General features: G+C 63.2%; 14 protein-coding genes. 4 read left to right on the forward strand and 10 right to left on the reverse strand.

Annotation, left to right across the window (positions count from 1 at the left end; translation table 11 throughout):
* Positions 1–5 precede the first annotated feature (5 nt).
* The 4 genes from JSV08_07515 to JSV08_07530 all read left to right on the forward strand — a co-directional run bounded on the left by JSV08_07515 (position 6) and on the right by JSV08_07530 (position 5710).
* Entirely contained in the window at positions 6–2543 is a 2538-nt protein-coding gene (locus JSV08_07515; protein ID UCF80351.1) for a hypothetical protein, read from the forward strand.
* 74 nt (positions 2544–2617) lie between these two features.
* Positions 2618–3205, forward strand: a complete 588-nt coding sequence (locus JSV08_07520; protein ID UCF80352.1) for a hypothetical protein — start codon at positions 2618–2620, stop codon at positions 3203–3205.
* 151 nt (positions 3206–3356) lie between these two features.
* On the forward strand, positions 3357–5207 hold the full coding sequence (locus JSV08_07525; GenBank protein ID UCF80353.1) for a TIGR04442 family protein: 1851 nt from the start codon (positions 3357–3359) through the stop codon (positions 5205–5207).
* Between the two features lie 29 nt (positions 5208–5236).
* On the forward strand, positions 5237–5710 hold the full coding sequence (locus JSV08_07530) for a PTS sugar transporter subunit IIA (protein UCF80354.1): 474 nt from the start codon (positions 5237–5239) through the stop codon (positions 5708–5710).
* Here the strand turns inward: JSV08_07530 and JSV08_07535 are convergent.
* The 10 genes from JSV08_07535 to JSV08_07580 form a co-directional block, all read right to left on the reverse strand.
* The gene (locus JSV08_07535) at positions 5707–6855 is read right to left on the reverse strand and encodes an FAD-binding oxidoreductase (GenBank protein ID UCF80355.1); all 1149 of its coding nucleotides are present in this window, start codon (positions 6853–6855) and stop codon (positions 5707–5709) included. The genes JSV08_07530 and JSV08_07535 overlap by 4 nt on opposite strands.
* 17 nt (positions 6856–6872) lie before the next feature.
* On the reverse strand, positions 6873–7814 hold the full coding sequence (gene era, locus JSV08_07540; protein UCF80356.1) for a GTPase Era: 942 nt from the start codon (positions 7812–7814) through the stop codon (positions 6873–6875).
* Positions 7815–7944: 130 nt separating this feature from the next.
* On the reverse strand, positions 7945–8433 hold the full coding sequence (gene ybeY / locus JSV08_07545; GenBank protein ID UCF80357.1) for an rRNA maturation RNase YbeY: 489 nt from the start codon (positions 8431–8433) through the stop codon (positions 7945–7947).
* Positions 8430–9575, reverse strand: coding sequence for an FAD-dependent oxidoreductase (locus JSV08_07550; protein ID UCF80358.1), 1146 nt, complete (start codon positions 9573–9575; stop codon positions 8430–8432). The genes ybeY and JSV08_07550 overlap by 4 nt, the downstream gene beginning before the upstream one ends.
* Positions 9576–9656: 81 nt before the next feature.
* Positions 9657–11051, reverse strand: coding sequence for a cysteine--tRNA ligase (locus JSV08_07555; GenBank protein ID UCF80359.1), 1395 nt, complete (start codon positions 11049–11051; stop codon positions 9657–9659).
* 31 nt (positions 11052–11082) lie between these two features.
* On the reverse strand, positions 11083–11739 hold the full coding sequence (locus JSV08_07560) for a peptidylprolyl isomerase (GenBank protein UCF81861.1): 657 nt from the start codon (positions 11737–11739) through the stop codon (positions 11083–11085).
* 205 nt (positions 11740–11944) lie between these two features.
* On the reverse strand, positions 11945–12193 hold the full coding sequence (locus tag JSV08_07565) for a hypothetical protein (GenBank protein ID UCF80360.1): 249 nt from the start codon (positions 12191–12193) through the stop codon (positions 11945–11947).
* 29 nt (positions 12194–12222) lie between these two features.
* Positions 12223–13011: a bifunctional hydroxymethylpyrimidine kinase/phosphomethylpyrimidine kinase gene (thiD, locus tag JSV08_07570; protein ID UCF80361.1), complete on the reverse strand. Its 789-nt coding sequence runs from the start codon at positions 13009–13011 to the stop codon at positions 12223–12225.
* Between the two features lie 14 nt (positions 13012–13025).
* Positions 13026–13586 carry a thiamine phosphate synthase gene (locus JSV08_07575; GenBank protein UCF80362.1) on the reverse strand — a complete coding sequence of 187 codons (561 nt, stop codon included), beginning with the start codon at positions 13584–13586 and terminating at the stop codon, positions 13026–13028.
* Between the two features lie 37 nt (positions 13587–13623).
* Complete coding sequence (locus tag JSV08_07580; protein UCF80363.1) at positions 13624–13899, reverse strand: hypothetical protein; 276 nt, start codon at positions 13897–13899, stop codon at positions 13624–13626.
* Positions 13900–14062 lie beyond the last annotated feature (163 nt).

Here is a 14062-nt window from a genome sequence, read left to right on the forward strand (position 1 = left end):
ATCCGGTGCTGTGGTTCCATGCGCTCTGGCCTTACTCGATGGCGCAGGCGCCCGTCATCGGCAACCTCTTGGGCTGGGGCCTTGCGGGCGTTGTGCTTTACGCCCTCACGCACAGCCTGTGCCGTAAAGTCGCTGTGACGAGCGAACGTGGCCACGGTTGGAGCTTTCCGGCGCTCGCCCTCCTGGGATGGCTTCCCCTGCTCGCCCACTGGGCAGGCTTCCCGCTTTTTCGAATCCTCGCTCCATTGGTTTCTTCGGACGCGCCGGCCCTCGGCTTGTGGCATGCGGCGTTTCTGGCGCCGCCCATGCTCTGTTGGGCATGGTGGGGATCCCGAGCACTCGCTTCCGGCGGGCCCCCCACGCAGGCTGTGCTCCTTGGCGCCTCGCTGGGCGCGTTGGCCGCCCATGTCGCGCTCAGCTTGGTGGGCGCGCTCTGGGCGCAGGGCGCGCTTACGCTTTTCCATGTCCTGACGCTCGCTCAGGCGGAAAAATCTTCCGATTTGCCAAGCGGCAAGGTAGTGGCGCAGCGCATTGTGCCCCTGTTTTTCGGAGTAGCGGCTGGGTTGACCCTCGCCCTCTTCCATCGTCTGTTCACGGTGGCTTCCTCCTCGTGGGCCTACCCGGGAGCGGCGCTCTGGGCCGGCGCGTTTTTGGGAATGGCCTGGAGCCGCGGGCGAGTCCTGGAACAAGAAAAAAGCCTGCCGGGTTCCGCGGCGCGCTTCGCCCTGGCTTCGCTCGCCCTTGCCGTTCTCGCCGCTTATGCGGGGCGGGGCCTTGCGTTTTCGCTTGGAGAGCCCCGCAGTGCCATGACCGCGCTGGTCTTAGTGCCGGCGGCGGCCTTCCTGACGGCGGCCGTAAGCGTCAGGCTGGCCTCCTGCGCTGCGGGGCGAAACGGCGCCGCCTTCTGCGGAGGCGCCGCGGCGGGGGCGCTCGCGTTATTGTTTTTCCTTCTTCCGACGCTGGGAGCGCTGCGCGCGGCGGCGGTGCCGGCGCTCGTCGCCCTCCTTGCCGCATTTTTCGGGAAGCGATTTGCTTCTTCCTCTATAAGAATGGAGCGTGTATTCGCCGCACTTGCGTTTGCCGCTGCGCTCGTCTGGCTCGCTAGGCCGCCGATTCCCAAGCCCGTTTTTTTTTCCGGCATGGACGCGGCCGGTGCCGTGCAGAGCGTGACGGGCGCCTGGGAAGACGCGGAGCACTCGGTCGGGCTGTGGGTGGACTGGCGCGGAGAGCGCCATGTGGCCGTGGACGGCGATCTCGGCATCCCCTACGGCAACACGTACCTTGCAAGCGTCGCCCCGATTCTCGCCCACGGCGAAGCGCGCCGCGCCGCGCTCATCTGGCCGCGGAACGCGCTCACGGCGGCCGGAGTGCTTGAGGCCGGCGGCGTCGAGGCGCTCGCGCTCGTGTTTCCTTCCCCGGCGTGGACGCGGGGGGCCTCGGAAATTCTTTCCTTCTCCCATCCGAAAACGGGCGTGGATGTGCAAACGGGAAATTTCGCCCTTTGGGCGGCGCGGCAGGGAGGGTTTGCCCCGGCAAAGTCGGGGTTCGACGTGGTGCGTCTCCCTCCGGCGAACGGCATGACGGCTCACCATCCTTTTTTGGGTGAGGAATTTTTGCTCCATGTCCGAGGTGCCGTGCGCCGAGATGGTTTTGTTGTCCAGTCCGTGAGAATGGATCTCTTCGGCCGAGCTGCTCTCCGACAATTCCTCCGGGCCTACACGGACGCTTTTCCGAACCTCTATAGCTGGAGTTTCGCCGACCCGGAGGTAGTCATGTCGGGCGTGTTGGCGCCGCGCCCCTTCAGCTACAAACGCCTTGTGGAGGAGCGCTTCATCGATTCGCCGCTGAACAGGCGCCTCGCCGACTACCGGATGGCCGTTCCCTACAACATCCTGGAGAACGTGGTTGACGGCCGCGAGTCGATTCTCCCGCTTGTGGCCGGGGTGAGGCCGTTGTGCGGCGCGGGGGTGCCCTGGCTCGCGCTCCGCCGTCCCGCCGAGGACCGAAACGAGCTGTATTTCAGCGATGAAAACAAAGGTCCTTTTCGCATTCCCCTCAAGGGCTATTGCCACCGAGGGCTCGGCCGCGTGAACTGTCCGTCGATGGCGGCGGAGGTGGAGCTTCCGCGGGGGTGGAGCGTCTCGTTCGAGGGCCTCGAGTGGAGGAAAGGCAACGAGTGGAGGAGAGGCATCGAGTGGGGGAAAGGCAACGAGGTCGTCAAAATTGTCGCCCTGCGCGCACCCGGCGGCGGCGAGTGGCGGTTGACCGTTCTCCTGCCGCAGGAACTTGACCTTTCGCATCACCTTATCGGGCAACTCCAAGGTTCGCTCCTTGAGAACGGAAACGCCGTCTTCGGCGACGTGCCCGGCCTTTGGGCGCTGGAAAAGGTTCACGACCGCCTGCACGCCGTGGGCGTTGCCGAGTGTCCGGAAAGCGATTTTGTCTACGCCTTCGATTACCTGGCCGCCCCCGGCGAATCTTCCCAACCCGCCCTCGACGCCATGCGCTTCGTCCGCTGGCGGTGTTTTCCCGCCGAGCCTTGAGTTCTGGGATAACTTGACATGCCCCCGCAACGTGCGTTACAAAGATAACCTCCTTGTTTTGAGCAAGTAAACCAATGGGAATTGAAAACCCGCTTTTTCGAGGTGCCGCCGTGGCGGTGGTCATCGCGGCCGCCGTGATTGTGATGTGGCAGCTTGGCCGTGTCCTGACCGCCTTTCAATTCGTCCGCTGGAACCGGCTCGTGAGCGTGCTTCAGGACTTCTCGAACGACCTGCGGAGCGACGGTTTTGAACCTTCACTCATTGTGGGTGTGGGAAAAGGAGGGGTTACCATCGCCGCTCTTATCGGGGGGCACTTCTCGGGGGCGTTCATCGTCGCGGTGCGGCGAAGCCGTAGACGCCATGGGGGGGGGCAGGACATCATTGAGGAGGGCTCGCCGCTCCAGCTCGCCTTGACGACGCTCGCGCCGAAAGCCGCCTCCGCGAACGTCCTGCTCGTCACGGACGTAGCCCACTCGGGCAACACGTTTGAGCGCTACCGCGAGGCGCTTCACCAAATGAGATTCACCCAGGTGCGCACCTTCTCCTACTGCGTTCGCCGGGGCATAAGCTACGCGCCCGACTACTACATGGTGCGCACCTCGCGCAAGCTCGCGTTTCCCTGGGAAACGCTTTCCTTTTCCAGGAAAAAGCGGCGGCGGTAGGCGCGCCGAACGAGACCATTTCCGCCCCCGGCACGTCGGGGCTGCGTCTCCAGACCGGAACGTGGGCAAGCTTTGGGGGAAGGCAGCTTGAATGTCCAGGCGGGAAGTGATAATCTTATAGGAAAGATACGTTCCTAATGCCGCACTAACCATGATTCAGGATGTGACCCTTCACGGGCACATTACGCCCAACATCGAGTGCTACGCCGTCGTTGCGGGCCGCAACGTCGCTGACCGCTACTTCTACGAGCAGCACGCGAAAGAGTCGGGCATGACCTTTAGGGTTTTTTCCTCGGGGTTCGAATTTGCCCTCACGCCCGAGGGGCTGCGTTACAATGGTCCCGGCGGAAGCGTCGGCGAGTATATGTTCGGCGTCGATCAGCCCGTCCGGGATCTGGTCAAGAAGGAAGTGCTGAACCGCCTCGTAATGTTCGGAACGTACTACGGCCGGGACAAGCGCAAGCTCGTCTTTTCCAACCAGAGCAAGGGCTCGGAGAACTACCACACCGTGTTCATGGAGGGCAACGCCGTCGCCAATTACTACGTTTTGATTCCGAGTTCCTTCGAGGGGGAGATCCGCCACCGCCAGGAGTACATCCTCCGCAAAGTGGGAAAGACGCTCAAGCGGACGCCGCTCGTGGGAAGGCAGGACGACGTCGCCCTCGCCCACGCGATTCACGAGGCGCTCGAAGAACAGGACACCGTGTTGTACCTTTTCCGACTCGTGAACCTCATCCACATGCGCTACCGGAACTCCTTCCTTGAAGTCTACAAGGCGCACGCCTTTCCCAAGGACGAGGACATGCGCCTGCTGGAAGACCTCGCGGCAGAGCTCGGCGTCGAGCACTACCAGCAGCAACGCATCCGGATGGACGTTATCTACAAGCACGAGGAGAATCAGAAGCTCGTCGAGACCTACAAGGACGTGCTCATCGCGAGCGCGAAGGAGGGCCTCACGAGAACGCATCAGGCGCGCCTCCAGCGGCTGCGGACGCTCAGCCTCCGCCACAACGTCCCGTCCAGCCTTCTCGACATACTCGACGAGCTGCTCCTGGAGGAAGATACCCGCGTCGCCCACATCGGGGAAGAGGCGGACTATGTCGAGCGCACGCGCCAGATTCTCGAAAGCCTTTTCCTCGGCGACCAGGCGCCGCACACCGGCATCACGGCGCACGACATCAAGGAACTCCTGATGGCGAAGCGCCGCGCCACGGAAGAGCACAACAATCTTTTCGAGCAGGTGCTTCTCGACACGGGCCGCGCATGCGACGAGGCCGCCGCCGAGAGCGGCGACCTCGCCCCACTCGAAAATCTCGGCAACGTGGTCACCTATCTCGACCGCTTCGACTCGACTCTCGCGAACGTCAACCAGCTCGCCTTTATGGACGGCGCCACCCTGCCCGAGGACAAGGTGCGCAGCCTCCTTGGGAACAAGAAGGTTATCGACGAGCTGGAGCCGGGCCTTTTCGAGGCCCTCTTTCTGAAACCCCTAGTGGAGAACAAGTACGTGCCGCTTTATGGACGGCGGAAGGTCGCGACCCTGCGGGACGGCCTCAAGGACATCGAGGAAGGCGCAGCCTCGCTCGGCGATCTCGCAAACGCCATCGCGGAGCTCGCATCCGAGGAGCGCCTCTACCGCCTCGTGCACGAGACCGTCAAGCAGCACATCCGCAGCTTTTACTACTCCGACCTGCGGAACCGTGAGGCGATCGAAACGCTCCGTCAGGAGGTTTCCATGGAGCTCCGCCAGCGCGGCCTCCTCGAGGAGGACGTTCCAGTCGCGCTCTTTGACAAAGTCGTCCTCGACATCCGGAAAGAGGCCTTCTACGTCCAGCAACTCCTGCCCCAGATTATCGAGCGGAAGAACACTGCCCTGCGCGAGGACTTTATCCTCAACAGCGGCCTCGACCGCTTCTACATCGAAGAGCTCGAAAGCGAATACCTGCGCGCCGCCGACGTGAGCGAAACGGTGCTCGCCTCGCTGCGCGAGGCTGCCCTTTAATAATTTCCGACCCGAAGAAGGAGAATGCCATGCCCCGCTTGATGGAATACCTTCCCGAAAGCCACATCCTCATGAATTTGAAGGCCAAGGAGAAATTCGCGGCCATCGATGAAATGGTGCGGTTCCTCAAGGAGAAAAAGCTCCTCGAGGACGCGGACGACGCGCTTGAGCTGCTGCGCCAGCGCGAAGAAATCTACTCCACGGGTATCGGCCGCTCGCTCGCCGTGCCGCACGCGCTGTCCAAGAAAATCGAGAAAACGATTCTGGCCCTGGCGTTTATCAAGAAAGGCATTCCCTTCGATTCCATCGACCAGTCGCCTGCGCACTTCGTGTTTCTTCTCCTGGGGCCCGAGGAAAACCAGCGGACGCACTTGCAAATTTTGGCCAAGATTGCGCGTTTCTTCCGCGACCGGGAGCTCCGCGACGAGCTCATGAAAACCAAAACGGCGAAGCAGCTACGCGACACGCTGGCGAAGTACGAAAAGAAGCACGGCGCGGACTAGATCACCGCAGTTTCGACCTGCAGGTCGCCTTCGGCGAAGCGCTCGAAGCGGAGCGGGTCGATGTCGAGATCTGATTTTCCGAGAAGAATTCGCTGGGCGAGCGCCTCGCACGCGGCGGGCGAGTGCATGATGCCGCGTCCCGAAAAGCCGCCTATCAGGTAGAACCCCTCGACGCCCGGAAGCGGCCCCACGACGGGGTGGCGATCGGGCGTGACTGTGTAGAGGCCCGCCCAAGCCTTGGAGATTTGCGCTTCTTCGAGGACGGGAACGCGGTGGACGCCCGCCTCGATCATTTTTTCGATCCAGCTCCAGTCCACCGTCTCGTCAAAAGAGGAAATTTCTTTTTTGTTCGCACGGCCCATCATGACGCCGTCGGCCTCGCGGCGGCAGTACCAGCCTGAGGCCATGTCGATAGTGAGGGGAAGCGTTTTCGTAATTTTGTCGAAGCGCTCCGTGGTCGCAAGCATGCGCCGGTAGGGAAGCGCCGGAACGTCGACGCCGATTTTCTTGGCCAGCACCGCAAGGTGCGGTCCGGAGGCGTCGATGAGCAACGGCGCTTCGATGCGTCCCTTGTCGGTTTCAACGCCGCGCACGCGGCCGCCCTCGACGCGGACACCCGTCGCCTCGCACTCCATCAGAAATTCTACGCCCTGCGCCCTGGCGCGCTGCGCGTAGCCCATGGTGACGGAGTTCGGGTCGATGGTGCCGTCGCGCGGCCCGAAAGAGCCGCCCAGCACGTCCTCCGCGTTGAGCTGCGGAACAATTTTCAGGATTTCCCGCGGCCCGACGAGTTCGACGCGCACGCCCTGCGCCTTTTGGATCGCGGTGTTTTTTTGGAGAATCTCCCACTGCGCGTCGTTCGGGGCGACGAACATGTAGCCGTTCTGGACAAGGGCGGGGTCCGTGTCGAATTCCTCCTCGAAGCGCTCGAACACGTCGAGGCTGCGCATCGAGAGGCGTATGTTGATCGGCGTCGTGAAGAGGTGGCGGACGGCGGCGGCGCTCTTCGCGGTGGCGCCGGTGGCGAGGAACTTTTCCCGCTCCAAGAGGAGAACGCGTTTCGCGCCGAGCTTGGAAAGGTAATAGGCGGCGCCGCAGCCGATGATGCCGCCTCCGACGATGACGCAGTCCGCTCGCTTGCTCATGGGTGGAGGCGGCGCGGCTACGTTTTCGCCGTGATGCCGAGCGCGTCGAGCGCCGCGTCGCGGTCACGCCAGCCTTCCTTGACGGAAACCCGGAGTTCCAGAAAAACCTTCTTGCCGAAAAAGTCTTCCAGCATCCGCCGCGCGCCGGTTGAAATTTTCTTTATCATGCGCCCGCGCTCGCCGATGACGATGCCTTTCTGAGAATTTTTTTCGACCCAGACGGCCGCCTGCACCACGACGACGTTTTCCTTCTCCTCCTGCCGCTCGAGAGAGACGGCCGTGCTGTGCGGAATTTCTTCCCGCAGGGGGCGGATGACCGCCTCGCGAATCAGTTCCTCGACGAGGAATTGCTCGGGCCGGTCCGTGAGGTAGTCGTCGGGAAAATACTTCGGCCCTTCGGGCAGGAGCGCGCGGGTCTCCCTAAGGAGAGCTTCGAGGCCGTCGCCGTGAAGGGCGGAGACGGGAACCAGGGCCTTGAAATCGCGGACCTTCTGGTAGAGCTCCATGCGGGGCAGGAGCGAAGGCTTTCCCACCAGGTCCACCTTGTTGAGAACCAAAACGGCGGGCGAGGAGACGCTTTTCAGCTGCTCGGCGGCGAACTCGTCGCCCGCGCCGAAGGGGGCGGAGGCGTCGACGACGAACAGAACGGCGTCCGGCTCGTCGGCGAGCGAGTGCGAAATTATTCCGAGCATCCGCTCGTTCATGCGGTGGAGCGGGCGGTGCAGGCCCGGCAGATCCACGAAAACCATCTGGCACTCGGGCTCATGGCGGACGGCCAGGATGCGGTGGCGCGTGGTCTGGGCCGCCGCGCCGACGGCGGCCACGTGAAAGCGCACGAGGGCGTTGAGAAGCGTGCTCTTGCCGGCGTTGGTCCGGCCCAGGAGATGGACGAAGCCCGACCGAAAGCCCTCGGGGGCTTCCTCGACGGCGGGAGACGGCGGCTCTTTTGAAGAAATCATACTTTCGGAATCTCTGAAGAAATCAAAAGCCGAGCCCCTGAGGAGGCCCGTCCCGTCCTTCGAAACGCTTCGCTCCTCAGGAAAACGGGACGGGCCGTCACGAAGGGCAGGGACACGGGTTTTTCGAGGCTCACACTTTCATCTTAGCATAGAGCTTTTCGAGGCGGCGCATCTCGGCATCTTTCTTGTGGCCGTGGCCCAGAAGGTGCAGAACGCCGTGTATGACGAGCCGCCGGAGCTCGTCGAAGAAGGCGTGCTTGTAGCGGCGGGCGTTCCGGCGCGCCGTCTCGCCGGAGACGGCGATGTCGCCGAGCGGAAGCGTCCCGTCGGGGTGCGGCTCGCCGTCGGGAAAGGAAATCACGTCCGTGGGGCCGTCGCGCTTGAGAAAACGCTTGTTCAGCGTTGAAATTTTCTCGTCCGTCGTGAGCCACAGGGAAAGCTCCGTGGCCGGGTGCCGTTCCTCGCGGACGACTCGCGCAGCGAGGCGCTTCAGCCCGGCGCGCTCTTCGGGCGACAGGAACCCGTCGTCGCGGAGGTGGATTTTTGGCGATCCGCTCCGGGCGGACTTAGGCTTAACGGCGGGAGGGCGGGGCCGTTTCCGCGGCGTTTTCTTCCTCAAGAGTCCATCTCCCGGATAAGCGCCGCCACGTGCCGGGCGATGGGAAGCGCCGCCGTCAATCCCGGCGACTCGATGCCCAGGCAGTGAATCATGCGGGGATGGCGGCTGTCGCGCTCCACGGAAAAATCCTGGAACGTCGCGTCTTCTGGTGGGCGGAGCCTCGGCCTTATCCCGCAGTGCGCGAGCCGGATGTCTTCTGGGCCGAGCATGGGGAGCATGGCCCTTGCGCTCTCGAAAAATCTTCTGAAGTGCTCGGAGTCGAACCGCAGGTCGCCGGCGTCGTCGAAGACCGGCAGGGTGGAGTAGTCGTCCTTGTCGGCGACGTGGCGGGAATCCGGCCCGATTAGAATGGTTCCGTCGGTGAGCTTCGTGAGGTGGATTCCGAGGCCATGCGCCTCGGGCAAGGGGTACACCGCCCCGCGGACCAGGTGACTCTTGGCTTCGACCACGGTGAAATAGTCTCCCCGGCACGGGTGGATGCGGTAGCTGTTGCCTACGAGGTTGGCTATCTCGTCGGAGAACAGGCCGGCGGCGTTGACCAGGTAGCGGGCGTCGACCTCGCCCCGGCGGTCCGTGGCGACCGTGAAGTGGTCGTCGGCGGGGCTCACGTCGATGAGCTTGGTTTCCTTGAGCACCGTGACGCCCCAGTCAGAAAGCAACCCCTCAACGACGCGGAACCACTGCGCGGCGTCGAACACTCCGGTGGACGGGCTGTGCAGTGCCGCGGCCGCGCGGACGTTGGGCTCCAGTTTGCGCGCCTCCGTGGAGCTCAGGAGGGCTAAAGAGGGAGCACCGCACTCCGTGCCGTTCCTCTGAAGCTCTTCGAGCTTTGGTATCTCCTCCTCCGCGGAGGCCAGAACGAGCTTTCCCGTGTTCGAGCAGGCTATGTTGTGTTTCTCGCAGAATTCGTAGGTGAGCCGGTTCCCCTCCACGCAGAAGCGCGCCTTCATCGAGCCGGGCGGGTAATAGATTCCGGCGTGGATGACGTAGCTGTTTCTCGTGCTTGTGCCGTCGCCGAGGTAAGGGGTTTTCTCCAGCAGAAGAATGGACGGGTAGCGCTGCTTCGAGGCGAGCTCCAGCGCAACGGAGCAGCCGATTATCCCTCCCCCCACGACGACCACGTCGGCGATGTCCCCACGCATAACTCGAATTATCTTCTCAGGGCATTGTGTCGAATCGCATCATCTGAAATCTTGCCGAAAATTTTCCGGAAGCGGCCCGATTCACGACTTTCGCTTTCCCCTCGTCCCGTAGGGCGTGTCTTCGAGAACGATTCCCTTCTCGAGGAGCGCGTCCCTGATTTCGTCCGCGCGCTTGAAGTCCCTGGACGCGCGCGCCGCGTCCCGCTCAGCGATCAGGCGCTGGATCTCGGCGTCCCCAGGCGCCTGCGCCTCGTCTTTTTCTTCGAGCGCCCAGATGGAGTCGAAGCCGCGGAACGCCTCGGCGATCTCTCGGGCGTCTTCCCGAAAGAGCCGCCCGTTCGCCTCCTCGGTGTTGACCTCGCCCATCAGTGTGAACATCACGCCGAGGGCTTCCGAGACGTTCAAGTCGTCGCGCAGGGCGTTTTGAAATTTTTCCTTCGCCTCACGGAGCCGCGCGTCGAGGTCCGCGTTGCGCCCTTCGGGATACGACGTGACGGCGAGGCGGTGCATGAAGTCGCGGTAGCGGTCCACGGTCGTCTCGGCCTGCGCGAGGCCGTCGAGCGTGAAGTTGAGCTGCTTCCGGTAGTGGCACGAAAGGAGGAGGTACCGGATCGCCTCCGCGCGGTGGCCGCGCGAGAGCAGGTCGCGCAGGGTGTAGAAATTACCCTCGCTCTTTGCCATCTTGCGCCCGTCCACCAGAAGGTGCTCGGCGTGGAGCCAGAAGCGTACGAACGGCTTCCCCAGCGCCGCCTCGCTTTGAGCGATTTCGTTTTCGTGGTGCGGAAAGATGTTGTCCACGCCGCCCGCGTGAATGTCGAACGTCTCCCCGAGGTGCTTCACGCTCATCGCGGAGCACTCGATGTGCCAGCCGGGACGGCCCCGGCCGAAGGGCGCCTCCCATGATACGTCCGGGTCGTCCTCGAGCTTCCAGAGGGCGAAATCGCGCACGTCCTCCTTGCCGTACTCGTCGCTTGCGACGCGCTCGCCGCGCCGCGCCTGCGACAGATCGAAGCGCGAGAGGCGTCCGTAGCCCGGAAATTCCGAGATGCGGTAGAAGATCCCGCCCTCCGCCGGGTAGGCGACGCCGAGCTCCAGGAGCTTCTCGACGAGCGCAATCATCTCTGGAATGTGCTCCGTGGCGCGCGGATAGACCTCGGCGCGTTCCATGCCCAGTGTGTCCAGGTCCTCGAAGAAAGCGTCGATGTAGGTTTTCGTGAATTCGGAAACCGGCCGGCCGTGCTCGCGGGCGTTTTTTATTATCTTGTCGTCGATGTCCGTCAGGTTCATGACCTGCGTCACGCGGTAGCCGAGGTACCGGAACGCGCGGCGCAGCACGTCCTCGAACAGAAACGTGCGGTAGTTACCGATGTGGGCGTAGTCGTACACGGTGGGGCCGCACGTGTACATGCGCACGTGCCCCTCTTCGAGGGGCTCGAACGCCTCGACCTGCCTCGTCAGCGTGTTGTAAAGGCGCATGGAGAGCGTGCGCCCGGCGCGTTTTTGCCTGCTAGAGCACCTTCGGCTTGTAGGGATGGCTGCGCTTCCGGTCCACGCGCACCTCGATCATCTTGTCTCCCTGCTCGATGCTGTCCACCACGTCCTGTCCCTTCAGCACCTGCCCGAAGACCGTGTGCCTGCCGTCGAGGTGCGGTGTCGGCACGTGCGTGATGAAAAACTGGCTTCCGTTCGTGTTGGGCCCGGAGTTCGCCATCGAGAGCGTGCCGCGCAGGTGCTTGCGCTTGCTGAACTCGTCGGCGAAGCGGTAGCCGGGGCCGCCCCGGCCCGTGCCAGTCGGGTCGCCGCCCTGAATCATGAAAGGCGGATCCTTGATGACGCGGTGGAAGATCAGGCCGTTGTAAAATCCTTTCTCCGCGAGGTTGATGAAATTCGCCACCGTGTTGGGGGCGTCGTCCTCGAACATTTCGAGCACGATGTCGCCTCTTGAGGTCTTGATGGTCACCTGCGGGAGGGCCTTGTCGTCTATGACGGGACCCGCGGCCTTCTCCGTCGCTTCTTTCTTTGTTTCTTCCACCTTTTTCTCTCCTTCGTCCGCTTCGGGACTCGGCGGCGTTTCCGCCGCCTCGGTCTTGGAAACTTCCTGAGTCTTTTGCGCGGGCTCCTTCGTCGCCTGCTCGGAGGACTCCTGGCTTCCCGCGCATCCCATGCCCGCCACATAGGCGAAAAATGCGAGCGCTATCACAAAGAGGATCGTTGTGTTTCTCATTTGACGTTCTCCTTTTTTAATAGTTTCCTTTTGCCCGGCCTAGCCAAACACCCGTCCCCCCTTTACGTGGAAAAGAGGGGACGGTGTTTGGCTAATTTTCAGAAGGTGCGGGGCTGATCTTTTCGACTTTATCGGAGGTTTCGGTTCATGGTTCCGGCGTTTCAGCAACTGCCGTTTCCTCCGTCTCAGTCGTTTCTCCCTCAGCCTCGGGACTCTCGGCGGTCTCGCCCGCCTCCTCCGTCGCCGCTTCCGCCTCGACGGGCTCGGCCACTTCCTCGGTCGCAGCGGCCGTCTCTTGCGTCTCCGCTTCGGGCTGGCCTTTGGCGCATCCCGTACTGACCAAGAAGAGGGCAAGCGCCAAGAAGCAGAGAGTTACTTTTAAGGTCGTACTCATGGGCTTTTCTCCTTTCGCACGTTGTTTTCTTAGATGGGCACCCCGTGGTTGAGGGGGCCGGCTTCTCCCTTGCCGATGGCAAAGGGGTGGTTCATGGCTTTGACGATGTATTTTTTTGCCATATCGATTCCGACCTCGACGCGCTCTCCGACGGCTAGGCGCGCGGCCACCACCGAAGCGAACGCGTCGCCCAGGCCGTGCGTGTTGCGCGAGGCGACGCGGTTCGCGTCGTAGACGCTGTGCTTCTTGCCGTCGTAGAGAAGGTCGAGGGGGCGCGACGTGTCGAGATGGCCGCCCTTTATGATGACGAACTTGGGGCCGAAGTCGTGAAGAATTTTCGCCGCCTCCTGCATTGAGCGCGTCTCGTTCACGTCCACGCCCGCGAGACGTGAGGCCTCTTCGACGTTGGGCGTGATGACGGTGACGAGCGGGAACAACGTTTTCTTGAGGGGCTCGATGCCTTTCTCCTCGAGAAGGGCCACGCCGGTCGAGGCGCGCAGGACGGGGTCCAGGACGATGTTCTTGAGGGAAAGGGCCTCGATGAGCGTGGCGACGACTTCCACGTTCTCGGCCGTCGCGAGCATGCCGATCTTGACCGCGTCGGGCGGGATGTCGCTCACGACCGCCTCGATCTGCGCTCCCACGAAGGTCGCGGGGACGGGGAATACGGCCTGCACGCCTTGGGTGTTCTGCGCCGTCACGGCCGTGACGACGCAGGTCGAGTATAGCCGCAGGGCGGCAAGCGTCTTGATGTCGCCTTGGAGTCCCGCGGCTCCGTCCGAGTCGGAGCCGGCAATGATCATGACGGTTTTGTGCATACGTGTGCCCTCTTCTAATTTTGCAGCGCCCGCACCGCTTCGCTCGGCGATTTCGCGCAGGCGATGGCCGAGACGGCCGCGACGCCGCGGATGCCCGTTTTCTCGAGCCGCGACACGTTCGCGGAAGAAGCGCCGCCGAGCGCGTAGACGGGAATGCGAAGCGCCGCCGCGACGCGGCGGAGCTGTGCCGGGCCCTTCGGCCTGCCCTTCCACGGTGCGCGCGTGGGGAAGACCGGGCTGTAGGTTACGAAGTCCGCGCCCCGCCGCTCGGCCTCGCGCGCCTCGCGCAGGCTGTGCGCCGAATAGCCTATCAGAAAATTTTTTCCCATCGCGCGGCGGACGGCTTCGACGGGGACGGTGCTTTTCCCCAGGTGCACGCCCGAGGCGCCAGCGAGCCGCGCCACGTCGAAGCGGCCGTTCACGAGCACCTTCCGGCGATAGGGGCGGGCGGCGCGCACGACGCGCCTCGTGAGCTCAAGGAGCTCGCCGTCGGCCAGGTCCTTCTCGCGCACCTGGATCATTTCCGCCCCTCCCTTCGCCGCCTCGCGCACGATTTGCATATAGCGCCTTTTCATCAGATGTCGGTCCGTAATGAAATACACGCGAAACATTTCACGGTCTTGCCGGAACTCTTGTCTTCAATGTTCTGCGAATCAAGCCTTCCAGTCCCATGTAGCACAGCACGACCCCGAGCGCCGTCACGGCCCCCCGCGCGTACCCGCTCACCCCGACCGCCATGAGCGCCGGATGGGCGCGGAAGAAATAGTTGTTCTCCCAGTAGTTCGACCACGGAAGCAACGCGAGTATCACGCTCATCTCGATGCAGTAGACCACGTACACGGCCCACACCCAAAACGGAGTCTCGGGCGCCTTTGCAGCCTCCGGCATAGCGAACTATCCTATCACGGAGGGCGGCGGCGAGCAACTGTTCAATACAGTAAACGCTCAGGGAGGGCGTTTGGGGTTTACGCGGGAGAGGGTAGGGGGGGAAGGCGGCGCCGCCCGCAAGCCTTGACAGGCAGGAGCACGCCGTCTATTCTTCCTGAGGAAA

It is taken from the genome of Acidobacteriota bacterium (genome assembly GCA_020349885.1).
GTDB lineage: Bacteria > Acidobacteriota.